Origin of the sequence: Halobacillus sp. A5 (assembly GCF_024189315.1) — a bacterium.
Lineage (GTDB): Bacteria > Bacillota > Bacilli > Bacillales > Halobacillaceae > Halobacillus_A.
The window spans coordinates 995,586-1,020,522 of sequence record NZ_JAIZEO010000001.1 but is presented as its reverse complement, the minus strand read 5'-3'; the positions used below and the strand labels follow the sequence as shown (position 1 = coordinate 1,020,522).

Below are 24,937 nucleotides of genomic sequence, written 5' to 3'. Positions count from 1 at the left end.
TTCTTATCTTTCAAGTTGAAAACAACTTGCTGGAGTTAGCACCTTACTGGTCGTACCAGTGGTTGCTGAGGCTTCGACGGGCCAGTCCCTCTGCCTCTCTAGATAAGAGCGTTATGATAATTATTTAATTCCTTCATCCTAGAGTACACTACTGATAAAAGTTTGACAAGGGGATAGAATGAATTTTGAGAATCTTTTAAAACAAACAGGATTCTCTGTCTTCTTAATAGAAAGAAGGTATGTAAGAGACGGTGAAGGGAGAAGTATTAATGAAAGCAGAATTATTTATTGATAGTCGATCACTTTTAGGTGAAGGACCGTGTTATGACGATGCTGATAAAAAGTTCTACTGGGTTGATATTCTCAAGAAAAAAATAGGAATATTCAATTTTAAAACCAACAATATTACATATATTCATCTGCATGCCTATCCAGGCGCTGTAGCTGTCAGAGATAGTGGAGGGTTAATAGCTGCCCTGCAGGATGGTTTATATTTTATCGATCCAGATAATGAGAAGGCGGAATTGATCGTAGATCCTGAAACGGATCAGCCAGCCAATCGATTTAATGATGGGAAATGTGATCCTCAAGGCCGTTTCTGGGCGGGTACGATGGACATGGAGGAAAGTAAAACAACAGGATCACTATACTGCCTGGATACAGATTTAAATTACGATTGTAAAATTAAAAATATCGGTATATCCAATGGGCTTGTCTGGACTGAGGAGTGGATGTATTTCATTGATACGCCGACAATGAAAGTTCTTCGTTACCATTTCGATCCAGAAACTTCTGCAATCTCTAATCCTGAGGTCGCCGTCGAATTTCCAGAGGGAGCCGGTTATCCTGACGGAATGACAATAGATCAGGAAGGGATGCTGTGGATTGCGCATTTTGCAGGGTTTGGTGTATCAAGGTGGAACCCGTTTACTAATGAACAACTTGACTTCGTAGAGGTACCTGCACCTAATGCTACTTCTTGCACATTTGGAGGTGAGGACTCTGCAGACTTATTCATTACTACTGCAAGAAAAGGGATGAGTGAAGAAGAATTAGATAAATACCCTTTAGCTGGCGGAGTTTTCAAAGTGAAAACAAGTGTGAGAGGAACGAATAATTATAAATTTAAAGGGTGAATATAAAACCACTTAAAAATGTTACACATATAATAGGAAGAAACTCGGTATATGAATCATTTAAAATGGCAAGCCTGCATCTTTTTGATGCAGGCTTTTTTCTAGTTTCTACTATATTAATACACCCTATATCCACTGATTTTAAAGAAGTGTGAATCTACGACAGTATGAAACGATCAATTAGATTCACTTCGTTTTAATTTTAGTTGCTGCAAACTTCTTACAAAAGAATTTCAGTTTAAGCGAGTTTATCGTTGCAGAGTGCTCAAAAATTTACTATGCAAATTATTGCATGGTTATTTGTCGAATGGGCTTCTCAACAGGTTAATTTCTTCGCTGTACCTTCATCCGGTAATCTGTCGAACGTATCGTCTGCCTTAATATTTTTATATGGTTTGAATTTATCAATCTTCCAGTTCATTTATGCTTTATTCCATTTCGGACGATATGGATGAAACCCGAATCCGATTGTATTTTCTTTATTATATCGACATTTTGTAAAAATAGGCTCAAAATAGGCATTTTTATCGGTTATTCATGGAGGGGAACCCTTCATTTTTCAGATAAAAAAGAAAAAAATAAATAGTACATTAATCCGTTTAACTCATGCGTAGCTTGAATGAAAACGCTTTCTAAATTAATTCAATAATCGAAGTAGTCAGAAAACTTACAGAAAACCTGTTGACCTTTTCCTGAATTGGCGTTAAAGTAGTCCTCAATCAACTATATCGCTACCGAAACCAGTGGCCGCGCAAGTTGATTCATGTGGAAGATTGACCTTTTGACCTGATCGTGCAGGAGTGCATGCCTGCACGGGGTCACCCTTAAACTAATATGTATGTTAAACAAAATTTAAAAAGAAAGGAGTGCTTTAAATGAGCAGCCAGTGGATTTACTTAAGCGGAGAATACGTTGATAAAAGTGAGGCCGTAGTAAGCGTCTATGACCATGGTTTCTTATATGGCGACGGGGTGTTCGAAGGCATTCGTGTCTACGAAGGCAACATCTTTAAACTAGACGAACACTTAAAACGCCTCTATGATTCAGCCAAATCAATCATGCTTCACATTCCATACGAAAAGGAGGAGTTGGAGCAGATTATTGCTGAAACCGTCCGCAAAAACCAGCTGGAAACGGCTTATATCCGCGTCGTTGTGTCAAGAGGCTCGGGCAACTTAGGTTTAGACCCGTCCAGCTGTGCAAATCCGCGCGTGGTTGTCATTGCTGAAGCACTTGCTTTATTTCCTAAAGAATTATATGAACGCGGCGTTCGTCTCGCTTCTGTATCGAGCAGAAGGAATCGACCAGACGTACTGCCACCACAAGTGAAATCTTTAAACTACCTCAATAATATCTTAGTGAAACTTGAAGCAAATCAGGCAGGCGTAGACGAAGCACTCATGCTGAATGATCAAGGCTATGTGACAGAAGGCTCAGCAGACAACATTTTTATTGTGAAAAACGGAACGATTTATACTCCTCCTGTTTATTTAGGAGCTTTAGAAGGAATTACACGTAACGCTATCATTGATCTTGCTGAAGAGCATGGTTATAAAGTAAAACAGGAACCATTTACAAGACATGATGTATATGTAGCTGATGAAGTATTCTTAACAGGCACAGCAGCTGAAGTAATTGCTGTTGTGGAAGTCGATCAGCGTAAAGTGGGCGAAGGAAGCCCCGGTGCAGTAACAAACCATTTATTATCGGAATTCAGAAAAATTACAACTACTGACGGCTATCAGGTTTATCCATCTAAAGATAAAGCACAGGTAAGCTGAAATCAGTGACACAATTGAATCTGTTAACTCGAAGACAGGAATAAAGGAATAAGTTCAGGCATTTACAGAGAGCCGGGGTTGCTGGAAGCCCGGAAATGCTCCTTATTCCGACATCATCCTTGAGTGTCCCGACTGAAAGACTAGTCTAGTAGGTGGGATCAGGTGTACCCAAGAACACACCTGTTATCAAAATGGAGCTTATGTTTGATGAAGCTCCCTGAGGCGTACAGTTATAGTGCGTAAATGAGGGTGGTACCGTGGAATAACCAAGACCTTTTCACCCCTCCGTTCTTTCTACAAGTGTCTATTTGTAGAGGAATTGAGGATGAAAAGGTCTTTTTATATGTAATTTAGGAGGGATGAAATAATGAAGGCTGAAGCAGCTCAGAAAGTTAAGACAGCGCCGCGTACAGGAGCCGATTTGTTGGTAGATTCATTGATCGAACAGGGTGTTGACACTTTATTCGGTTATCCAGGAGGGGCGGTACTCCCAATCTATGATGCGATCTACCGTGCTGAAGGCTCTTTTGACCATGTATTGCCCCGCCATGAGCAAGGGGCTATCCATGCAGCGGAAGGTTATGCAAGAGTTTCTGGACGGCCGGGAGTAGTAATAGGAACTTCCGGACCGGGGGCGACGAACTTAATCACAGGCATTGCAGATGCAATGATGGATTCACTCCCGGTTGTAATATTTACCGGGCAGGTAGCTAAAGGAGTCATTGGTACTGATGCTTTTCAGGAGTCTGATGTGATGGGAATTACTACCCCGATCACTAAGCATAATTATCAAGTTCAGCAAATTGAGGAGCTGCCGAGGGTTGTAAAGGAAGCTTTTCATATAGCGACTACTGGACGTCCCGGGCCTGTAGTGGTCGATATCCCTAAAGATATTTCTTCTAAGGTTCATGAAAAGGATGTAGAGTCCACCTTTCACCTGCCGGGATATCAGCCGACAGTACACCCGAATCCGCTGCAAATTAATAAACTTCACGATGCATTATTGCAGGCGAAGAAGCCGGTAATTCTGGCTGGAGCAGGAATAATTCATTCAAAAGGCTCTGAAGATCTGCAAAACTTCGCAAAGAATTACAGCATTCCAGTGGTAACCACGCTGCTCGGGCTTGGAAGCTTCCCGGGAAGCGATGAACTTTCTCTGGGAATGGGCGGTATGCACGGGACGTATTCAGCCAACAGGGCCCTGTACGAATGTGATCTGCTTATCAATATAGGAGCAAGGTTCGATGACCGGTTGACTGGAAATTTAGAGCACTTCGCTCCAAATGCTAAAGTAGCACACGTTGATATCGATCCTGCTGAAATTGGCAAGAACGTACCAACTACGATTCCTATTGTATCCGATGCGAAAGCAGCACTTGAAGCTTTAAACAAACGGGATGCTGCAAAGCTTGACCATCAAGAATGGTTGGACAAAACGAACAAAAATAAAGTTGAGTACCCGCTTTGGCACGATGATTATGAAGATCAAATTTCACCTCAATGGCTCATGAAAAAGGTGCATGCTTACACGCAGGGAAAATCAATAGTAACAACAGACGTAGGCCAGCACCAGATGTGGGCAGCCCAATATTACAGCTTCCATCAGCCGAACAAATGGGTAACATCCGGAGGCCTTGGGACAATGGGATTTGGCTTCCCTGCAGCAATCGGAGCTCAACTGGCATCACCTGAAGCCAGCGTTATATCCATTGTGGGCGACGGCGGCTTTCAAATGACCATGCAGGAACTTTCCCTGCTGCAGGAAAGAAAGATTCCTGTAAAAGTAGTGATTGTTAATAACCAGGCACTTGGAATGGTGAGACAGTGGCAGGAGAAATTCTATGAAGAGCGTTATTCTCATTCACTTGCTCAGTCACAGCCCGATTTTGTTAAGCTTGCCGAGAGTTATGAAATACCAGGCTACAAAATTGAAACGAAGGAAGACTTGGAAAGAGTACTTCCGGACGTACTCAACAATGACCAGCCGGCTGTCATTGACTGCCGCGTCATGCAGATGGAAAATGTGTATCCAATGATCGCTCCAGGTAAAGGACTTCATGAAATGATTGGGGTGACACGATGAAACGTATAGTTACTGCGATCGTTCACAACAGAAGCGGTGTATTAAACAGGGTAACCGGACTGCTGTCCAAGAGACAATTTAACATCGAAAGCATTTCAGTGGGCCGAACCGAAACCGAGGGCGTTTCTAAAATGACGTTCGTTGTGGAAGTTGAAGATGAGCGTAAATTAGAGCAGTTGACAAAACAGCTTAATAAACAAATTGATGTTCTAAAAGTATCTGATATAACAGATAAAGCGATTGTGGCAAGGGAGCTGGCAATGGTGAAAGTGATCAGCAACCCGCAGATCCGCAGTGAAATTCAAGGAATAATAGAGCCGTTTAGAGCTACAGTCATTGACGTAAGCCGCGAAAGCATGACGGTTCAAGTAACAGGAAATTCGGATAAAGTAGATGCTTTGATCGATCTGCTTAGACCATATGGCATTAAAGAGCTTGCAAGAACAGGATTGACGGCCTTTACAAGAGGTCATCAGCCGCAGGTAGCCGAAATTAAATCTTATTCACTACTAAAATAACTTACAAACGAAAGGGAGATTAACATGGCACAAGTTTACTATCACAACGACATTCAAGACGAGGTACTACAAAGCAAAAAGGTAGCAGTAATCGGATACGGATCTCAAGGTCATGCTCATGCACAAAACCTTAAGGAGAGCGGACACAATGTGGTCGTTGGACTTAGACAAGGCAAATCATGGGATAAAGCAGAGCAGGACGGTTTGGAAGTGAAAGAAGTAGCGGATGCTGTAGCAGAAGCGGATGTAGTTATGGTACTGCTTCCAGATGAATATCAGCCAAAAATCTATGAAGAACAAATCAAACCTAATTTAAAAGAAGGAGCAGCACTGGCATTTGCTCACGGATTTAACGTTCACTTTGACCAAGTGGTTCCTCCAAGTAATGTAGATGTCTTTCTAGTAGCTCCAAAAGGACCGGGACACCTTGTACGCCGTACTTTTGAAGAAGGAGCAGGTGTACCGGCACTATTCGGTGTTGAGCAAAACGTATCCGGCGAAGCCCGCGAAATCGCTCTTGCTTATGCAAAAGGCATCGGCGGAGGCCGCGCAGGTGTTTTGGAAACTTCTTTCCAGGAGGAAACTGAAACAGATCTATTCGGTGAGCAGGCTGTCCTTTGCGGTGGATTGTCCAGTCTGGTAAAAGCAGGTTTCGAAACTCTTACAGAAGCGGGCTATCAGCCGGAAGTTGCTTACTTCGAATGTATGCACGAGCTTAAACTGATCGTAGACCTTATGTATGAAGGCGGACTTGAAGGCATGCGTTACTCCATCTCCGATACTGCTCAGTGGGGCGACTTCGTATCCGGACCGCGTGTAATTAACGAAGATACAAAAGCCCGTATGAAGGATGTACTTTCCGATATTCAAACAGGTAAGTTTGCAAAAGGCTGGATCCTTGAGAACCAGGTGAACCGTGCAGAGTTTAACGCTATTAATAATTTAGAAAACAATCATCAAATCGAGAAGGTGGGTAGAGAGTTACGTGAGTTAATGCCTTTTGTTAAGAAATCTCAATCAAAAGAAAAGGAAGTGGTCAATAATGGCTCGCGTTAATGTCTTTGACACTACACTACGAGACGGAGAACAGTCAGCTGGTGTTAACTTAAATCGTCTTGAAAAGATTGAGATTGCAAAGCAATTAGAACGATTTGGTGTAGATATTATGGAAGCGGGTTTCCCCGCTTCCTCACAAGAAGACTTTGATGCAGTAAAAGAAATTGCAGATACTGTTCGTAACTGTTCGGTAACCGGCTTAGCCCGTTCCTTTAAAAGTGATATTGATGCAGCGTGGGACGCTTTAAAAGGCGGAGCACAGCCAAGGCTGCACGTTTTCTTAGCTACTTCACCAATTCACATGACTCACAAACTAAAGAAAACTCCTGAGGAAGTTGTAGAAATTGCTGTCGAATCTGTCGCCTATGCGAAAGAAAAAGGCTTTCCTAAAGTTCAGTGGTCAGCAGAAGATGCCACTCGCTCAGATTACGACTTTCTCGTTCACATTATTGAAAAGGTTATTGATGCGGGGGCAGATGTAATTAATCTTCCGGATACAGTTGGATATACGACGCCCGATGAATACGCTAAGCTTTTTAAATATGTGAGAGAGAACGTTCCAAATATTGAAGGAGTCATTCTATCCGCTCACTGCCACGATGACCTTGGGATGGCCGTCAGCAATTCGCTTTCTGCTATCGAAGCGGGAGCCGGTCAAATTGAAGGAACCATTAATGGAATCGGGGAACGTGCAGGAAATGCTGCCCTTGAGGAAGTATCAGTAGCGCTTGAAATTCGTAAAGATCGTTATGATTATCAGACAGGCCTGGTTCTAAAAGAAATTAAACGTACGAGTGACTTAGTTAGTAAGCTTACAGGTATGCAGGTGCCAGGCAACAAAGCAGTTGTCGGACGTAACGCTTTTGCACATGAATCTGGTATTCACCAGGATGGCGTGCTGAAAGAAGCAACTACGTACGAAATTATCACACCAAAAATGGTCGGTATAGATTCTAATAATCTTGTGCTCGGCAAACATTCCGGACGCCATGCCTTTAAACAGAAGGCTGAATCATTCGGTTTTGAATTATCAGAATCTAAGTTGAAAGAAGCGTTCCGCGCTTTTAAAGAGTTAACTGGTAAAAAGAAAGAAGTTACAGATGAAGATTTGTTTGCTATTTTAGCTGATAAGCAGACAGAGAACGAAGATGTACCAAAATATGATTTGAAGGCTTTTCAAGTTCAATATGGCAGCATCAATCGTCCGACTGCAACGATCCTGCTTACTCGTCCTGATGGAGAAGAAGTTGAGAAGGCCGGTACTGGAGAAGGAAGCGTAGAAGCCATCTACAATACACTCGATGAATTGTTAGATGAAGAAGTTCACCTTCAGGATTATCAATTAAGCTCTATTGGTAAAGGAAGAGACGCACTGGCTGAGGTTTATGTTCAATTAACGGTTAATGGTTACAAAGCATCCGGACGAGGCTCTGCTCAGGACGTGCTTGAAGCTTCAGCTCATGCATTCTTGAACGCTGTAAACCGCACATTGCACGCTAAACCATCTCACGTAGCAGAACAAGTCCAACTATAGGAGGGGAAAGGTATGGAAAAACATATCGTAATACTGCCTGGCGATGGCATTGGTCCAGAAGTAACAAAGGCAGCAAAAGGCGTGCTGGAAACCACAGCTGCTCAATTTAGTCACAGCTTTACTTTTGAAACTCAAGACATTGGTGGCTCTGCCATTGATAACCATGGCACCCCTCTACCGGAGAATACTGTAGCAGCCTGTAAAAAGGCAGACGGCATTTTACTAGGAGCTGTAGGAGGACCAAAATGGGATAATCTGCCCGGTCACATGCGTCCGGAAAAAGGATTGCTCGGCATTCGTAAACAGCTGGGGCTGTTTGCTAACCTTCGTCCAGTAAAAGGTTTTGACGCTTTACTGCATGCTTCTCCATTAAAGGCAGAGGTCGTAGCCGGAAGTGACCTATTAATTGTCCGGGAACTTACGGGCGGTCTGTATTTTGGTGAACCAAGAGAACGCCGTAACAACGGGCAGGACGTGGTGGATACCCTTGCTTACTCAAGACACGAAATGGAAAGAATTATAGATCAGGCGTTTCAAAGCGCTCAAGTACGCCGCAGTAAACTGACTTCAGTAGATAAAGCAAATGTACTTGAGTCAAGCCGGATGTGGCGTGAAGTAGTGGAGGAGAAGAAGGAGAATTATCCTGATGTAGAAGTAGAGCATATGCTTGTTGATGCAGCAGCTATGAAGCTCGTGACAAACCCTGGATATTTTGACGTTATTGTTACTGAAAATATGTTCGGAGATATTTTAAGTGATGAAGCATCTGTTCTTACTGGTTCACTAGGCATGCTGCCATCAGCCAGTATCCGCCAGGACGGTTTAGGCCTGTATGAGCCTGTTCATGGCTCCGCGCCTGATATCGCTGGTGAAGATAAAGCAAACCCGCTGGCTGCCATACTGTCAGCAGCAATGATGCTGCGCTATTCCTTTAACATGAATGTAGAAGCAGATGAAATTGAAGCAGCAGTTCATGCGGTTCTCAACGAAAAATACCACACAGCAGACTTGAAGGTTGAAGGTGGTACACAAGTAAGCGGAAGCGAACTTGCGAAGAAGGTATCAGAGCAGATGACTTCAAATGATACGACTGAAAATATTATGAGGTGTTACGCATAAACGAAGAAAGGAGAGACCATTATGGGGCGACCTAAAACGATCGTTGAAAAAATTTGGGATCAGCACGTCATTCATCAAGAAGAGGGAAAGCCTGAGTTAATTTATATCGATTTGCACCTGGTGCACGAAGTAACTTCCCCTCAAGCGTTTGAAGGACTGCGAATGAAAAATCGCAAAGTGCGTCGTCCTGATCGTACGTACGCAACAATGGATCACAATGTGCCGACATTGCACCGACACATCATTAAAGATCAAATCTCTAAAAAACAGATGGATACACTTAAGGAAAACTGCGATGAATTCGGCATTCGTTTAGCTGACATCAATCACCCAGACCAGGGGATCGTCCACATCATTGGACCTCAGCTTGGGCTTACTCAACCAGGAAAAACAATTGTCTGCGGCGACAGCCACACGTCCACTCACGGAGCATTCGGTGCGCTGGCCTTTGGAATTGGTACGAGTGAGGTCGAGCACGTACTTGCTACTCAGTCATTATGGCAGGCAACACCGAAAACTCTCAAGGTAAATGTGGATGGAGAGCTTGGAACTGGCGTCACTGCCAAAGACTTAATTTTGGCGATCATCGCTAAGTTTGGTGTTCGTTTTGGAACAGGCTATGTCGTGGAATATACTGGTGAGGCGATCCGCAAGCTTTCCATGGAAGAGCGTATGACTATATGTAATATGTCCATTGAAGCAGGAGCACGGGCCGGCCTGATCAGCCCGGACGAAACTACGGTGGAATATTTAAGAGGTAAACGTCACGTTCCTAAAGGTGAAGAATTTGAAGCTGTGGCTCAGGAATGGCTTTCTCTTGCCACTGATCCGGGTGCTGAATATGATGCTGCTGTTGAGATTAATGCTTCAGAAATAGAGCCACAAGTGACATGGGGTACAAATCCATCTCAATGTGTTCCAGTAGGTGCAGCTACTCCGGATCCATCAGTCCTTGAAGATGCGCAGGAGCAGGACAGCATCCAAAGGGCGCTTGATTATATGGGACTGGAGCCTAATCAAGATATTCAATCGATTCCAATTGAACATGTTTTTATCGGGTCTTGTACTAACTCAAGAATCAGTGACCTGCGCAAAGCGGCTGAGATAGTTAAAGGCGGTAAGGTTCACGAAGGAGTAAGAGCCATGGTAGTACCAGGTTCATTCTCCGTGAAACAGCAGGCAGAAGCTGAAGGTCTGGATACGATTTTCCTTACAGCAGGGTTCGAATGGAGAGAAGCAGGCTGCAGTATGTGTCTGGCCATGAACGATGACATTGTCCCACCAGGTGAACGTTGTGCTTCTACTTCCAACCGAAACTTTGAAGGCAGGCAGGGTAATGGAGCACGAACACATCTGGTGAGTCCTGAAATGGCGGCAGCAGCAGCGCTTGAAGGGTCCTTTGTAGATGTAAGAAAATTTGGCGCGACAGTAGGAGGGTAATCGATGGAACCTATTAAACAGCATACTGGGTTGATTTACCCGCTTGATCGATCAAATGTAGATACCGATCAAATTATACCAAAGCAATTTCTAAAACGAATTGAACGTCAGGGATTTGGCCAGTTTCTATTTTATAACTGGCGTTTTAACGATGATGGTTCAAAGCGGGATGATTTCTCCTTGAACAATCCGATGTATAAGGATGCAACTGTTCTGGTAGGTGGTGAGAATTTCGGGTGCGGATCTTCCAGGGAACACGCACCCTGGGCGATTCAGGATTTCGGATTTAAAGTTGTCATCGCAACCAGCTTTGCAGATATTTTTTATAATAACTGCTTTAAAAATGGTATTCTTCCGATTATGCTGCCTCGACATGAAGTAAATCATCTTCTGGAACGGGCAAAGGATGAAAAAGTAACTCTCAGTGTTGATCTCGTCAATCAACAAATAAAAAGTGATCATGGTTTAGTATCAGCATTTGATATTCAACCTTATCATAAAGATATGTTGTTAAATGGCTGGGACGAAATATCTGTTACGTTGAATTATGCTGACGCCATTGATCAGTATGAAACAGAGAAAGCCAAATAATTAAAACAAGGAGTGAAGACGTTGGGAATTTCTTAACGCTAGCTAAAGTCTTTGAAGCCAAAGAACAATTAAACGATGTGGTTCATCAAACACCGTTTAAAACCTCTGAAACATTTAATCAGTACACGGGTCAGCAGGTGTATCTGAAGATGGAGAATCAGCAGAAGACAGGTGCATTTAAAGTTAGAGGAGCTTCTTTTAAAGTCTCCCAGCTGACGAATGAAGAAGCCGAATGCGGAGTCATTGCTGCCTCGGCAGGAAACCATGCTCAAGGTGTAGCACTTGCTGCAGCAAAGCGGGGCATTCCTGCTCAAATCTTTATGCCGGAGGGGACCCCTCAAGCTAAAGTACATGCAACAGAAGCTTATGGAGCGAAAACGATCCTGACCGGAGAATCTTTTCAAGAAGCGTATGCCGCTGCGATGGAAGAGCAAAAACGCTGCGGCGCCACATTTATTCATCCATTTGATGATGTAGATGTCATGGCCGGGCAGGCTACTGTAGCGGTAGAAATGCTGCAGGAACAGCCCGATCTTGATACGTTGGTCGTCCCGATTGGCGGCGGAGGTCTCATTGCTGGTATTGCTTATGCAGCCAAGCAGTTAAAACCGGACATTAAAGTCGTAGGTGTACAATCAGAGAAAGCACCTTCCACTTATAACTCGTTTTATAAATGTGGTCCGAAGAAACTGACTTCTGTGTCAACGATTGCTGATGGAATTGCAGTTAAGCAGCATGGGACGAAGACTTTCCATTATATCCGGAAATACGTCGATGAAATTGTGACTGTGGAAGAGCAGCAAATTGCAAATTCGATCTTAAAGCTGCTCGAACGTGAGAAGACTCTCGTGGAAGGGGCAGGGGCTACTGCGCTTGCAGCTGTTTTAGCCCAGAAGCCAGCTTTAGCCGGGAAGAAATGCGGTGTTGTCGTTAGTGGAGGAAACATGGATGTTTCCAGACTGCCACACGTTCAACAGCTAGCATTAACAAAAAGAATGGTAATGGTATAAGAAATGAGGAATGGAACGTCAATCTGAAACGGTTGACGTTCTTTTTTTCAGTCCACCAGGTATTTATAAGCAGTGTACTGTGAATAAATTTGCTTTGAAAATGCGGCATCGCCCCTCACGTCTATGTGAAAGGGAACACATATTTTCTCAAGACATTTTGCTGCTTGTCAATCACAATGCTTACAACTTGGCTGCGGGTTATGAAGCAGCTTAATGGACATAAAGAAACTCCTCTTATCCATCAGCTAACTGGGGATAAGAGGAGTGCCGCCATTATTTCATTTTTTTATAGTCTACATTTTCTACGTCTAATCCGTTACCAAGTGAACCATATAAGTGACCTTGATTCGGATCAACCAGTTCCCGGTTGTCGAAATATACTCTAGGTGTTTTCCATAATGCAAGCAAAGCCTGACTCATAGGCATTTCATGATAACGTTCCGGCCAAAGTTCTTTAATTTTCTGTTTCACCAGGGGGTAGTGCTTGGAGCTCATTCCGGGAAAAAGGTGGTGCTCGGTATGGTGTGAAAAATTAAAGTGAATATAATCCACCCACTTAGGTACGGTGACAGTTAAACTATTTGCCAGTGGATCATTCACCGGAACCAGCGGGTTTAAACGGTGATTCGTCGATATATATCCCATGACAATTAAGTTCGCAATCAATAATGGAATAAAGAAGGCAAAAAGCCACTTCTCCCATCCAATGAGAAGTAAAAGTCCAATCCAGCTTGCCCATGGAAGAATCATCTGAAGCCAAACTTCAGGCTGCTTCTTCGGTTTGAAATCCTTTATATAGGCAAAAAACATTTTTAAGGAGTGGGCCGTGAACTGTACAGCAAGCGATGCAAACGCAAAAAAAGAGCGTATAAACATAGGCAGCCTGTAAACCCACCGGAAAAACCTGGACTTGGCTAATCGTTCAAGAGTCGGCCATGAATCAGGGTCATTCTCTTCATGCTGGGTGTGAATATGGTGGTTAAGGTTATGCCACTTCCGCCATAGTTTAGGGCCTGTACTAAGAGGCCAGAAAGCAACAGCGCCTAGCAGATCACGAATCCAAGCCTTCTTTACAACAGTACCGTGAAGAATTTCGTGCCCTAAGAAACCCATACCGGCAAAGCTCGCTCCGAGAACTATGGAAATTGGTAAATAAAATAAAGGGTGCCAGTCCAGCAGGCTGATTAACAGTAAACCAACTACTACTATAGTTAAGTAAGCAAGTCCGCCCCATAACCGTTTAGGAACGGGTTTAAAAACACCTTTGGGCATATATTTAGCCACACGCTTAGCGTACCAACCGTATGAATGTAAGTCTTCCATAATGATCTCCTTCCATTATATCCTAGAGCTTGCAAATGTCTTTCTATGTTCATGGTAGCAACCCCACATTAGTGAAGTCAATGGAGATTTATTACCAGGTATTAATATTAAGTAGTATACCATCTAATTGAGAAAAGTTTTCATTGACATTTGGTCGGTTGATAAGTATCATAAAAGTTACGAGTGAGAACCTTTATCATTTGAGTGGTTTGTTTCTTTATATAGTGTACATAATAAAACGAAATTATAAAGAATCCACAAATTAAAAGAAAGGGAGAGAATAGATGAAGAAGTTTTTCTTATTAGTACTTATTTTATTTACGGCGTTATTAGCAGCCTGCAGTGGTGAAAATGAAGAAGAATCCGGAGAGGGAGATTCTTCCGGTGAAGAATCGCGTTCTGTCACAGTTGAGGATGCAACCGGCGAAAAGACAATTGAGGGAACCCCGGAAAATGTAGTTGTCCTTGAATGGTCTTACGCTGAAGAGTTACAAGCACTAGGCATGGAGCCTTCAGGAGTTGCAGACCTGGATTCATATGGGGATTGGGTTGACGTAGGTCAGCCGTTTAGTGAAGAGGTTGAGGATGTAGGAACCCGTCAAGAACCAAGTCTGGAAGCTATTTCCCGACTGGAGCCAGATTTAATAATCGGTGTGGATTTCCGGCATGAAGAAATTGCTGAAGATCTAGAAGAAATTGCACCCACTTTAATGTTTGCACCTTATTCTGAGGAGAGTGCAGAGAACCAGTTTGACAGTATGCTTGATGAGTTTGATACAATTGCAGAAGCAGTAGATCGTGAAGAGGAAGCGGACGAGGCTGTAAACGACATGGAGCAGACTTTTGAAGATCAGAGAGCCCGTTTAGAAGAAGCTGGTCAAGAAGATATGAACTATGTAATGACTCAGGCTTTTACTGCTCAAAATACACCGACCCTCCGTTTATTTACCGATAATTCAATGGTAGCAAACGTCATGGATGAACTAGGTATGAATAATGATTATGAGTCTGAAGAACTGGAATTATATGGTTACACTGAAACAACTGTCGAATCTCTTCAAAACTATCAAGATTCTAACTTTTTCTATATAGTACAGGATGAAGATAATATCTTTAACGAAGAATTAGATGGAAATCCTGTCTGGGAAGATTTGGATTTTGTTCAGGAGGATCGTTTGTATCAAATGCCTGGAAGTACGTGGACATTTGGAGGACCTCTATCTGCAGAAGTTTTAGCTGAACAAGTTGTTGATTCGATTGTTGAAAAGGAAGATGAGGACGAGTAAAAGGTCGTGAAACGTGATGAATGCAGCTTTTAAAAAATTTCTAATAGGAGCTCTCACCTTTGGAGGTGGGAGCGTCTTATTATGTTTGTTGATTTTTATACATATTAATCAAGGGAATGTTTCGCTTCCCCTGTCAACAGTTGTCCAATCGATTATTAATCCGATGGATACGATAGAGCATCACACGGTACGCGTCATGCGTCTTCCCCGTGCTGTTATGGGGATTCTTGCCGGGGGAGGGCTGGCGGTCTCAGGGGTGATCCTGCAGACGGTTACAAGAAATCCGCTTTCTTCAGCAAGTACGCTTGGGATTCATTCAGGAACATACTTTGCCGTGATTGTAACCACTATATTCTTTCCTTTTGCGATGGCAGCCAATGGTGTTATTACTGCTTTTGCTGGAGGTTTACTAACATTTTTATTTGTATATGTTCTTTCCGGGGCTGGTGACGCCACGCCGGTTCGTATGGTACTCGCTGGGATGATTGTCACTTTCTTGTTTTCATCTCTTACATCTTTACTGCAGATTTTTTATGAAAATGAAACACAAGGTTTATTCTTATGGGGGTCAGGTACTCTTGTTCAAAATGACTGGGGTGGCGTGCAATTCTCACTCCCTTTCATAGCGGCGTCCTTCCTGATTCTGATGATTTATTCAAGGAAGCTGGATACTTTAACATTGGGGGATGAGGTAGCTTCTGCCCTTGGACAAAATGTACGGTCCGTTAAACTTATTACCCTCTTAGCTGCTGTTCTTTTAACATCTGTTACGGTCAGTGTTGTCGGACCGATTGGATTTGTAGGACTTGTCGCGCCTCATATTGTGAAGCTTATAGGATACCGCACACATAAACTTCTGATCACGGGTTCGTTTATATGGGGAGCGAATGTACTGTTATTTGCTGATGTTATGGCCAGAATCATTGATCCTTCATTCTCAGAGCTTCCAGTAGGGGCTATTACAGCGTTAGTCGGTTCGCCCTGGCTGATCTGGCTTGTATTACGTATGAAGCAGGAGGGGAACTCAAAGGAAACGGGATCGGTAATGGCGGGGAGATCAGCGTTAAATCTACCGTTGAAAAAATTTATCCCTATCATGCTGTTCGTCATTATAATTACCGTTGCTGTCAGTATGTCCTCTGGAAATTATGGATTCGAACCTATTGCTACGTATGAGGCATTAATGGGACTAACAAATGAGTTTATGCGTAACTATATTTTAGAGCTCCGTTTACCACGTTCTCTAGTAGCTCTTTTAGCTGGAGCGGTATTGGCTGTGAGCGGACTCATCTTTCAAGGTGTGCTTAGAAACCCATTAGCTGACCCGTCCGTTATAGGAATTACTTCTGGAGCCGGGGTCGGGGCATTAACGACCATTTACTTCTTTAGTGTCTCCACCTTCTGGGTGCCGATTGGTGCTATGATTGGAGCGTTCGTTTTCTTTATCATAATCATGGCGTTAGGGGCAAAAGCTGAATTCCATCCGACGACGTTAGCACTGCTTGGGATTGGGGTTTCTGCATTTGGATCTGCCTTTATTCAGATCATGGTGGTGCAGGCAGAACTAGGAGTGGCATCCGCACTTACGTGGCTGTCTGGCACCACTTATGCCAAAGGCTGGTCAGAAATTCTTAAATTCCTCCTTTGGCCAGTCTTGTTATTCATTCCTCTCCTGGCAGTGCATATTAAGAATTTAGATGTGCTTTCTTTAGGGGATGATGCAGCGAAAGGGTTAGGGCTCGGTGTGATTTCTGTACGGTTTCAGATGGCTCTATTAGCTACACTGCTTGCTGCCTGCAGCGTAGCAGCAGTGGGTTCAATTGGATTTGTCGGACTCATTGCTCCTCACTTTTCGAGACTGCTCGTTGGGAGCGCAAATCAGAAGCTGCTGCCTGTCACTATGCTTATTGGAGGTTTTCTATTAGTCGTAGCTGATTTGTTCAGTCGTACGCTGCTCGCTCCAAATGAAATTCCTTCAGGTATACTCGTAGCTCTCATCGGTGCGCCTTATTTTCTATGGCTGATGAAGCGGCGTTCTGTATAATTTTATAGAATATGCTATGATGGTGTTAAAAAAAACTGGGGGAGAAAGAAAACATGATCGAATTTATTAAATGTCATGGATCCGGAAATGATTTTATCTTAATTGATGAAATTAACAACAATTATAGCTTTTCCGAAGATGAACGAAGAGATCTATCAATATTATTATGTAATCGTGCAGAAGGAGTAGGATCAGACGGCATCCTGTTTGTGATGAAGAGTGAAGCCGCAAAGGCAAGAATGAGGATGTTTAATTCAGATGGTACAGAAGCAGAGATGTGCGGAAATGGGCTGCGCTGTGTGGCCCGTCACGTTATTGAACAAGTAGAAGAGTCTAAGGTGAACATTGAAACAGAGAAAGCTGTATTGGCAGTCGAACAGGTAGAAGAGATTCACTCGGGGATTGCAACCTTTTCAGTAGCCATTGAGCCTGTTTCATTTGAAGTAGAATCTCTGCCGATGAACTTTGAAAAAAGTGAAGCACTTGATGAAGTTATTCCTGAACTATCTAATAGTCTTACATTTACAGCCTTAAGCGTACCTAACCCGCATATTGTCACAATTGTTGACGAAGTGGATCAAGAACTGCTGGAGGCAGTTGGAAAGAAAGCTAACCAGCTCCCTGCTGTTTTTCCTAGAGGGGTAAACGTCAGCTTCGTCCAGATCCTTGAAAAAAATAAAATATTTGTGCAGACATATGAGCGGGGTGTCGGATTAACAAATGCCTGCGGTACAGCGATGTCAGCTTCCACCCTTGTCTCCACTATATTAGGACAGAATGAGATTGATGTTCCGATCGTTGTTATTAATAAAGGCGGACTTGTAAATTGTGTTGTAGAAAAAGCAGATCGACGTTATACGATTCAGCTGAGGGGGAATGCAACAAATGTATATACTGCATCCGTAGATATTGATCTTGATGAAAAACAATGGGAGTGGATTACGTCCACAACCCACCAGCATGAAATTGATGTTTATGAAAAGTTAAAAGACTATGCAGCTTCTCAAGTGTAACGACAAAGGAGATGACTTATGTTTACAACGTTACCCGTTAAGACGAACCATCATGACGAAATGATTGATGTTACAGATCAGATCATGAGCTGGATTAAAGAACAAGGAGTGAAGAACGGTGTTGTGGTCGTATCTTCAGCACATACGACAGCTGGGATTACGGTGAATGAGAATGCAGATCCTGATGTGAAAACAGATATGCTCCGCAGATTTCGTGAACTGTTTCCATGGGACCATCCGGAAGACCGCCACATGGAAGGCAATACAGCCGCTCACATGAAGACCAGCACCGTCGGTCATGCTCAAACGATAATTATTGAAGATGGTGAATTAGTACTTGGAACGTGGCAGGGCATATATTTCTGTGAGTTTGATGGCCCCCGTTCACGAAAGATTCATGTAAAAATGATCTAAACGAAAATAAGCGCCGGACACATTGTGCCCGGCGCTTATTTTCGTTTACTGAGGTATTTAAATAACCTGGTTCTAAACTTATACTTCTTAGCACATTGAATCTTTAGGATTTGGATTAGATAAACCAAATATTGGACGCATATATAAAGCGAGGAAGGACCCGCCGAGAGCCATGATCATCCATACCCAGCCATGAAGGCTGAAAGATGCAATGCCGCTGAAGTATGCTCCGATATTACAGCCATAAGCCAGTCGAGCACCGTATCCCATAAGAAGGCCGCCTATTACAGAAGCCGCTGCAATACCAGGTTTGATTCGACCTGGTTTAAAGTTACCCTGGAATGCTGCAGCAATAAATGCACCTAAAAGAATACCAAAGTTCATAACGCTGGTACCGTCAGCAAGTACAGTTTCAGTTAATGGAGCACTGTCGTCCTGCCAATACTGCCAGCTTGCTACATCAATTCCAAATAATTGAATAAATTTAGACCCCCATAATGCAAAAGCCGAGGTGATCCCCCACGGACTTCCTTTTACAGCTAATGTAATTGCATTAAGAACGGCTAACACTATGGCGGCAGTAATAAGCGGCCATGAACCCCGCCAGATTCTTTTCAGCCCTGTGGTAGTTTTTAATGGTGCCATTTGAGGCGGGTTCTTTTTACGGGCAAATTTGAGGGTGAGAGCATATATTCCTGCAAAGATAAAAAGCTGTACAATCAGGCCGCCAAAGTTGCCTAACCCAGTGGATTCTGTTAAGGAAATAGGCGGAAGCGCAGGAGTATCCTGCCAAAATCCGATGTGATACGCTCCAATAACAGAGCCTGCGATAAAGCTGATCAGTGTTATAATCATGGAAGATTTACCGCCGCCTACACTGTAAAGCGTTCCTGAAGCACAACCTGACCCCAGCTGCATACCGATACCGAACAAGAATGAACCTACCAGGATACTAATACCGACTGGAGATACATTTCCACTCGGGGCAGCCCCTGTAAAACTAAAGTCTGCTGCAAAAATCACGGCAAAAAGGACTGAAGCAACGGCCAGCATAATCATGTGAGCCTGCAGCCCTTGAACATTACCAACTGATAATAAGCGTCTGAAGGCAGAAGTAAAACCGAACCGGGCATGTAACAGGGCTAGTCCAAAGGCTATACCTATTATGAACAATATCCCTTGAGTAAAAGTAGTTGCACTTATAATGGATATAAATAATATGATTGAAGCTATAATTCCAAGCCAGACAAATGGCTTTTGTACTGGATCAAGCTTGCTTACAACAGTAGAAGCACGTTGGTTTAAATCTTTAATCTGAGCTGACTGTGCCATTTGATTCCCTCCTAATTCCTATGGGGTTACTAAGTTTTAGCTTTGTATATGATAAAGTATTTTTTAGAATTTGTAAATACATAGAGCTCATGATAAATGACAAACTATAAAAGTTGAAACAAATTTAAAATTGTAAGGTTAGTCCACAATTAAACAGGGAATTGAAAATTACGACTACATAAAGGAAGGTGATAATAATGGGAGCAAAGAAAAAGGAATGGCATGTCATTTTTTTACTCGACAGTAAACGTGTCGTAACTCATGATCTTGATTTAAGTGAAGAGATGGATGAGCGCGAAACAATGGAGTTTATTGTTAAACAGCTTGACCGGGGCGATTGGTGGTTCCTCGAGGAAGGTGTTGCCGTCCACACTTCAAGTGTAGAAAGCTTTTATCTGGATAAGCGGGCTTACCGCACCCGGTTTTCAAGAGAATAGAAAAAAGGTCAGTCCTTATCAACGGACTGACCTTTTCTTATGATTCTATAATTTCAACTTCGATTTGCTTCCTGCCGTAATCCATGGCATCTCCGTTTTCTTCCATAAATAGATCAATCCGGTGACCTTGAATCGCTCCTCCCGTATCTCCGGCAATGGCTTCCCCATACCCTGGCACACGAACTTTAGAGCCCAGCGGGATGACTTCTGGATCCACGGCAATTACTTTTTGTTCTGGATCCTCTCTTAAGTCGAGACCGGTTTTAGTAATTCCGCTGCACCCTTCACAAAACGCGGTGTAGGCAGTGGCTTCCACCTTCACTGTTTTTTCAATATCTTCCGATTTATTGTTTGTCTCTTCATCTTCCACATTTGCAAACCTTTTGTGGTCTGCTGTTTTCTCACCTAAAGTGATTGCTTTTACTGCTTCATTATTTTCGTCAGCTTGTGATGTATCGGGATTAAATCCAATAATGGCAAAAGTATATAAGGAAATAAATGATAAAAGGATAACTGCTTTTTTCAAGACTTTTGACCCCTTTCTTAATCTACTCTTAGGAGTATAACAGGGGAAACTGCAGTGAAACAAATACAAAAGCACTACAAAAGTGTTACATTTGCATGACGAAAAAATAATCAAAAAGTCTCTTCTATTATTTAAGCGTACTATTGGAAAAAATTTATTAATCAGTAAAGGGCTTTCATAAGAATTTTTCCTTCACAAAGCTGATAGGATGCGTTAATGTTGTTAAAGATTATTTCTGTATTACTTTAATTGATTAAACAGAACTGAGGAAGGAAGAGAGAAAATGAATCGAATACCTTTGCTTGTTAGAATTATTTCAGCTATTATTTTAGGTATTTTTGCGGGTTCTTTTGTTCCAGAAGGCGTCATTGAATTATTTGCTACCTTTACTGGAGTATTCGATAATTTCTTAAGCTTTGTGATTCCGCTGATTATTATTGGATTTATCGCTCCTGGTATAGCTTCAATTGGTAAAGGTGCAGGTAAAATGCTCGGGATGACGGCGGGGCTTGCTTATTTGTCAACTATATTGGCAGGAATTGCCGCTTACCTGGCGGCCCGTGGTTTATATCCAGTGATTTTGAGCCGGCAAAACGCTGGCGAATTGGAGAATCCTGAAGAGTCTTTAATAGAAGCTTCATTTACAGTAGATATGACACCGGTCATGGATGTTATGGCTGCATTAATTTTGTCTTTTTTATTAGGAGTAGGAATGACTTCCGTCAAAGGAGATACTTTATACTCTGTAATGTCGGAATTTCGTTCGATCATTCATAAGGTGATTGAGAACATCATTATTCCGCTGCTTCCATTTCATATTTTTGGGATTTTTGCCAACATGGCTTATGCTGGACAAGTTGCGACTATCCTTAATGTTTTTGCTAAAGTTTTTGTAATGATTATTATTCTGCATCTGCTTTATCTAGTCGCGGTATACTGCATCGCCGGCTCTCTTCACCAGGCTAATCCCTTGACGTTATTGAAAAAGCTGTCTCCGGCTTACTTTACTGCTCTCGGCACACAGTCGTCAGCGGCAACGATTCCTGTTACCCTTAAACAAACAAAATCCATTGGGGTAAAGGAAAAAGTGGCTGATTTCTCTGTACCTTTATTAGCGAATGTTCATCTGGCTGGGAGTACGATTACTATAACGAGCTGTGCCATGGCTGTGCTTTACATGCAGGGTCAGGTGAGCAGCTTCATGGATGTGTTTCCTTTTATTCTCATGCTGGGAGTCACGATGATTGCTGCTCCGGGAGTACCTGGCGGGGCTGTGATGGCGGCTGTTGGATTATTGGAAAGCATGCTTGGGTTCAGTTCTGTCATGGTTTCACTTATGATCGCATTATATTTAGCTCAGGATAGTTTTGGTACAGCGACAAATGTTACAGGAGATGGCGCCATTACTACCATTGCAAACCGGCTGATTGGAAAAGACAAAGAGCCGGACACAGTTAAAAGTAATCAAGCAGGATAAAATTACACACACGAGAAAGGCCGCACTCATAATAAGTGCGGCCTTTAAATTTGTATTAAGATCCTTTATTAGCTCGTTTTTTTCCACAGCAGGTTTTTCGTTTTGGACGCGAAGCATTTTGTTCCTTCTTATGATTTAATCGCTCTTTCATTTAGTGAACGCTCCTCTCCTCGTTTTTTACTATTTTATGCATCGTTCTTTCAACTGGCCGTGCGTTTACATAGGTAAAGGAAAAAATCATTCATTTCCAGTCTCTGTTCATTCATAAATCGTGATATAATGGAGGGCAGTTGTAAATCGATTTAATTAAATATTGAAGGAGGACGGGCCCTTGGTCGTTTGTCGTGAATGTGGAAGTGAAAATAATTCGGGCTCCCGTTTTTGCTCCCATTGTGGTGAAAAATTAATGGAAGAAGAACTAGATGAACTAGGAAGTGAAAATACTTCTTCTCTATATAATAGAAAGAAAAAATTAGTCTACATAATGCCCGCGACTGTGTTAATCATACTCACTGCGGTTTTAGTTCTATATTATAATCACTCTGTGCAGGTGAATCATTCAGTTTTAAAAGAAAAAGAAGAAGCTGAAAAAATGGCTTTAGAAGGACATTATAATGAAGCAGAGAAGCGTCTCGCTGAGGCAGCAGAACAACGGCCGGACTATCAGGGGCTGGAAAGAAGTCTATCCACCGTACACGATGTACAAAAAATGCAGGAGGATTTGGATAGTGTCGAATCTTCTATTGAAGAAAATGAGCTCGATAAGGCGCTCGAACAATTAGCAAAAGTTAACAAAGAAATGATAGATAATGAAAATCAACTTGTTGTAACGCTGACTCCCAAGCTAAATCAGCTGGATTCAAGGATTACGGTAGGGAAGATTAACAATGAAGTGAAAGAGTTAACGAAGGTGGATGAATTAGCTGATAAACTAAACACGCTCTCAGGCCTTGACTTAGAAGAAGCAGCCAGAGCGAGAGAGAAGATCACGGAAAAGATTGTATCCATAAGCACCAAGAAGGCTGAAGATAAAATTAATGAAAAACAATACAACGAGGCCATAGCAGCTGTTGATGAAGGGCTGCAGTATGTTATTAATCACGAGAAACTCCTGCAGTTAAAAGAACGTGTAGAGCAGGAGAAGCAGGCTTTTGAACAAGAAAAAAGAGAACGAATGGAACAAGCTATGGAACAACAGGCACTTGAAGAGATGAAAAATAGAAGAGAAGCAGTCAATGTTCTCGATATTGAAGCCTATAAAGATGAATTCGGGGACGTGACAATTGACGGAGAAGTACAAAGTGAAGCTACCAGTATCATCAGCTCGATAGAAGTAACCTACGATATCCTCGATAAAGATGATGAGGTGCTGGAAACAGACACTGCACAAGTATATCCAATGTATTTAAATCCGGAAGATAAAGGGAAATTCGAACAAATTTACTATGATTATGAAAAAGAAGAAGATATTTCAGTTGAGGTAACGAATGTTCAGTGGTTTGTAGAATAGGAGGAACACCATGAAGCGTGCATGGCTGACTAGTGCAATTTTAACTGTACTAGTCCTGGCAGTTGGGGTTTTAGCGTTTTATTTTATACAGCAAAAGGTCCCTTCTGAGCTTGAAGCAAGCTCGATTCTGGATAAGCCTGTGCCAGAGGAGGATGAAGGCAATGTTACGAAGAATACACAGGAAATTATTTATGAATCTCAGAAATCTGTGGTGCAGATTGAGCTCGACAATGGAACGATTGGATCAGGATTTCTTTATAACGATCAAGGCGATGTCATTACGAATGCTCATGTCGTAGCTAACACAGAAGATGTTAAAGTGATAAATGTTGACTCTAAAGAAATGGAGGGGCAGGTCATTGGAGCAAGTCGGAGCTCGGACGTTGCGTTAGTAAGAGTGCCGGATTTAGCTGAGGCGGAGCATGATTATCTGCCTGTTACTGAAGACGAAGATACCGAGCTTTTAACAGAGGTGCTGGCATTAGGAAGCCCTCTGGGCCTGCAGAACACGGTAACAAGGGGAGAAATCAGCGGTCTTGATCGTAACTTTGAACTGGATCCATTCACATACGAAAATGTATTTCAAATTTCAGCTCCCATTTCTCCCGGTAATAGCGGCGGTCCGCTTATTAATGGGGAAACAGGAGAGGTTATCGGGATTAATTCGGCCAAGCTGGGCGATGAATCGATTGGGTTCAGTATTCCTGTTCTTGATGTTATGCCTATGGTGCAGCAATGGTCTAAATCTCCGATGAAAGATCTTCCGGAATACCCAGAATTAACGGCAGGATCAGAAGCTTTAAATGAACAGACCGACGCTGATCAGGCGACGTATATTATTCAGTATTTCTATGACAGTGTAAATCAAGGAGATTTTGTGACAGCTTACTCATTACTTTCAAGCTCGTGGCAGGAAGAAAAAAGCTTTGAAGAATTCAGGGAAGGGTATTCTAATACGCTGTCTGTATCGGTGGATAACATAGTCGCTGACCCGGATGGAGAGGAAGTAAAAGTCAGCTGCGTCATAACTTCAGAAGAAACGGCAGAAGGGGAAGTTGAAATAAAAAAGTATAATTTGGATTATACGCTGGGCTATGAAAATGACCAGATGATGATTTTGTCAGGTGAAGGTGAGGAAGTAGACTAGCACCAAAGACTTTATGTTCGAATGTATTATTCGAACATAAAGTCTTTTTTTATGGGTCAAAACTTCCCTGTGCACATAAAATATAACTAAAACAAAAAAAGTTGCGTTAAGGAAAGATGTAAATTAGACTATGGTTAGACAGAGAAATGCGAGAAGGAGA

Annotated in this window: 21 protein-coding genes, 1 pseudogene and 1 riboswitch; of the genes and pseudogenes, 19 read left to right on the top strand and 3 right to left on the bottom strand. The window is 42.5% G+C overall.

Translation table 11 applies throughout. The features are described from left to right. Positions 1-109, bottom strand: a riboswitch (SAM riboswitch). 160 nt (positions 110-269) lie between these two features. The 10 genes from LF822_RS05305 to ilvA all read left to right on the top strand — a co-directional run bounded on the left by LF822_RS05305 (position 270) and on the right by ilvA (position 12,268). Further along, positions 270-1,136 carry an SMP-30/gluconolactonase/LRE family protein gene (locus LF822_RS05305; protein WP_253922896.1) on the top strand — a complete coding sequence of 289 codons (867 nt, stop codon included), beginning with the start codon at positions 270-272 and terminating at the stop codon, positions 1,134-1,136. A gap of 875 nt (positions 1,137-2,011) precedes the next feature. Further along, positions 2,012-2,917, top strand: a complete 906-nt coding sequence (gene ilvE, locus LF822_RS05300) for a branched-chain-amino-acid transaminase (RefSeq protein WP_253922895.1) — start codon at positions 2,012-2,014, stop codon at positions 2,915-2,917. Between the two features lie 367 nt (positions 2,918-3,284). After that, the gene (gene ilvB, locus LF822_RS05295; RefSeq protein WP_253922894.1) at positions 3,285-5,000 is read left to right on the top strand and encodes a biosynthetic-type acetolactate synthase large subunit; all 1,716 of its coding nucleotides are present in this window, start codon (positions 3,285-3,287) and stop codon (positions 4,998-5,000) included. Continuing rightward, complete coding sequence (ilvN, locus tag LF822_RS05290; RefSeq protein WP_253922893.1) at positions 4,997-5,518, top strand: acetolactate synthase small subunit; 522 nt, start codon at positions 4,997-4,999, stop codon at positions 5,516-5,518. Before ilvB ends, ilvN begins: the two co-directional genes overlap by 4 nt. 24 nt (positions 5,519-5,542) lie before the next feature. Beyond that, positions 5,543-6,574, top strand: a complete 1,032-nt coding sequence (gene ilvC, locus LF822_RS05285) for a ketol-acid reductoisomerase (RefSeq protein ID WP_253922892.1) — start codon at positions 5,543-5,545, stop codon at positions 6,572-6,574. Beyond that, entirely contained in the window at positions 6,561-8,108 is a 1,548-nt protein-coding gene (locus LF822_RS05280; RefSeq protein WP_253922891.1) for a 2-isopropylmalate synthase, read from the top strand. Before ilvC ends, LF822_RS05280 begins: the two co-directional genes overlap by 14 nt. A gap of 12 nt (positions 8,109-8,120) precedes the next feature. Further along, entirely contained in the window at positions 8,121-9,227 is a 1,107-nt protein-coding gene (gene leuB / locus LF822_RS05275) for a 3-isopropylmalate dehydrogenase (RefSeq protein WP_253922890.1), read from the top strand. 21 nt (positions 9,228-9,248) lie between these two features. Then, entirely contained in the window at positions 9,249-10,667 is a 1,419-nt protein-coding gene (gene leuC, locus LF822_RS05270) for a 3-isopropylmalate dehydratase large subunit (RefSeq protein WP_253922889.1), read from the top strand. Between the two features lie 3 nt (positions 10,668-10,670). Next, positions 10,671-11,258, top strand: a complete 588-nt coding sequence (gene leuD / locus LF822_RS05265; protein ID WP_253922888.1) for a 3-isopropylmalate dehydratase small subunit — start codon at positions 10,671-10,673, stop codon at positions 11,256-11,258. Continuing rightward, positions 11,255-12,268 (top strand): threonine ammonia-lyase, encoded by a 1,014-nt coding sequence (gene ilvA, locus LF822_RS05260; protein ID WP_253923474.1) that lies wholly within the window; start codon positions 11,255-11,257, stop codon positions 12,266-12,268. Before leuD ends, ilvA begins: the two co-directional genes overlap by 4 nt. Before the next feature lie 273 nt (positions 12,269-12,541). Here the strand turns inward: ilvA and desB are convergent, their stop codons facing one another. Further along, positions 12,542-13,591 (bottom strand): Delta(10) desaturase DesB, encoded by a 1,050-nt coding sequence (gene desB / locus LF822_RS05255; RefSeq protein WP_253922887.1) that lies wholly within the window; start codon positions 13,589-13,591, stop codon positions 12,542-12,544. A 284-nt stretch (positions 13,592-13,875) separates the two neighbouring features. Between desB and LF822_RS05250 the strand changes: the two genes are divergently transcribed. Genes LF822_RS05250 through LF822_RS05235 form a run of 4 tightly spaced genes read left to right on the top strand, consistent with a single transcriptional unit; the run spans position 13,876 to position 18,348 of the window. Next, complete coding sequence (locus LF822_RS05250; protein ID WP_253922886.1) at positions 13,876-14,877, top strand: ABC transporter substrate-binding protein; 1,002 nt, start codon at positions 13,876-13,878, stop codon at positions 14,875-14,877. A 16-nt stretch (positions 14,878-14,893) separates the two neighbouring features. Further along, positions 14,894-16,921, top strand: coding sequence for an iron ABC transporter permease (locus LF822_RS05245; RefSeq protein ID WP_253923473.1), 2,028 nt, complete (start codon positions 14,894-14,896; stop codon positions 16,919-16,921). Positions 16,922-16,974: 53 nt separating this feature from the next. After that, complete coding sequence (dapF, locus tag LF822_RS05240; RefSeq protein WP_253922885.1) at positions 16,975-17,934, top strand: diaminopimelate epimerase; 960 nt, start codon at positions 16,975-16,977, stop codon at positions 17,932-17,934. A gap of 18 nt (positions 17,935-17,952) precedes the next feature. Next, the gene (locus LF822_RS05235) at positions 17,953-18,348 is read left to right on the top strand and encodes a secondary thiamine-phosphate synthase enzyme YjbQ (protein WP_253922884.1); all 396 of its coding nucleotides are present in this window, start codon (positions 17,953-17,955) and stop codon (positions 18,346-18,348) included. 87 nt (positions 18,349-18,435) lie between these two features. Here the strand turns inward: LF822_RS05235 and LF822_RS05230 are convergent, their stop codons facing one another. Continuing rightward, on the bottom strand, positions 18,436-19,680 hold the full coding sequence (locus LF822_RS05230) for a YeeE/YedE family protein (protein ID WP_253922883.1): 1,245 nt from the start codon (positions 19,678-19,680) through the stop codon (positions 18,436-18,438). A gap of 197 nt (positions 19,681-19,877) precedes the next feature. Here LF822_RS05230 and LF822_RS05225 point away from each other — a divergent pair, with 197 nt between their 5' ends. Then, complete coding sequence (locus LF822_RS05225) at positions 19,878-20,117, top strand: hypothetical protein (RefSeq protein WP_253922882.1); 240 nt, start codon at positions 19,878-19,880, stop codon at positions 20,115-20,117. 37 nt (positions 20,118-20,154) lie between these two features. On the opposite strand, the gene LF822_RS23025 is transcribed toward LF822_RS05225, so the two are convergent. Next, the gene (locus LF822_RS23025; RefSeq protein WP_371925831.1) at positions 20,155-20,643 is read right to left on the bottom strand and encodes a 3D domain-containing protein; all 489 of its coding nucleotides are present in this window, start codon (positions 20,641-20,643) and stop codon (positions 20,155-20,157) included. Positions 20,644-20,926: 283 nt separating this feature from the next. Here LF822_RS23025 and LF822_RS05215 point away from each other — a divergent pair, with 283 nt between their 5' ends. The 4 genes and pseudogenes from LF822_RS05215 to LF822_RS05205 all read left to right on the top strand — a co-directional run bounded on the left by LF822_RS05215 (position 20,927) and on the right by LF822_RS05205 (position 24,777). Next, positions 20,927-22,120 (top strand): dicarboxylate/amino acid:cation symporter, encoded by a 1,194-nt coding sequence (locus LF822_RS05215; protein WP_253922881.1) that lies wholly within the window; start codon positions 20,927-20,929, stop codon positions 22,118-22,120. A gap of 313 nt (positions 22,121-22,433) precedes the next feature. Continuing rightward, positions 22,434-22,520 (top strand): annotated as a pseudogene (locus LF822_RS23020) (zinc-ribbon domain-containing protein); the annotation flags it as partial. Positions 22,521-22,526: 6 nt separating this feature from the next. After that, positions 22,527-23,630 (top strand): FxLYD domain-containing protein, encoded by a 1,104-nt coding sequence (locus tag LF822_RS05210; RefSeq protein ID WP_253922880.1) that lies wholly within the window; start codon positions 22,527-22,529, stop codon positions 23,628-23,630. A gap of 10 nt (positions 23,631-23,640) precedes the next feature. Further along, positions 23,641-24,777: a S1C family serine protease gene (locus LF822_RS05205; protein WP_253922879.1), complete on the top strand. Its 1,137-nt coding sequence runs from the start codon at positions 23,641-23,643 to the stop codon at positions 24,775-24,777. The last annotated feature ends 160 nt before the right edge of the window (positions 24,778-24,937 follow it).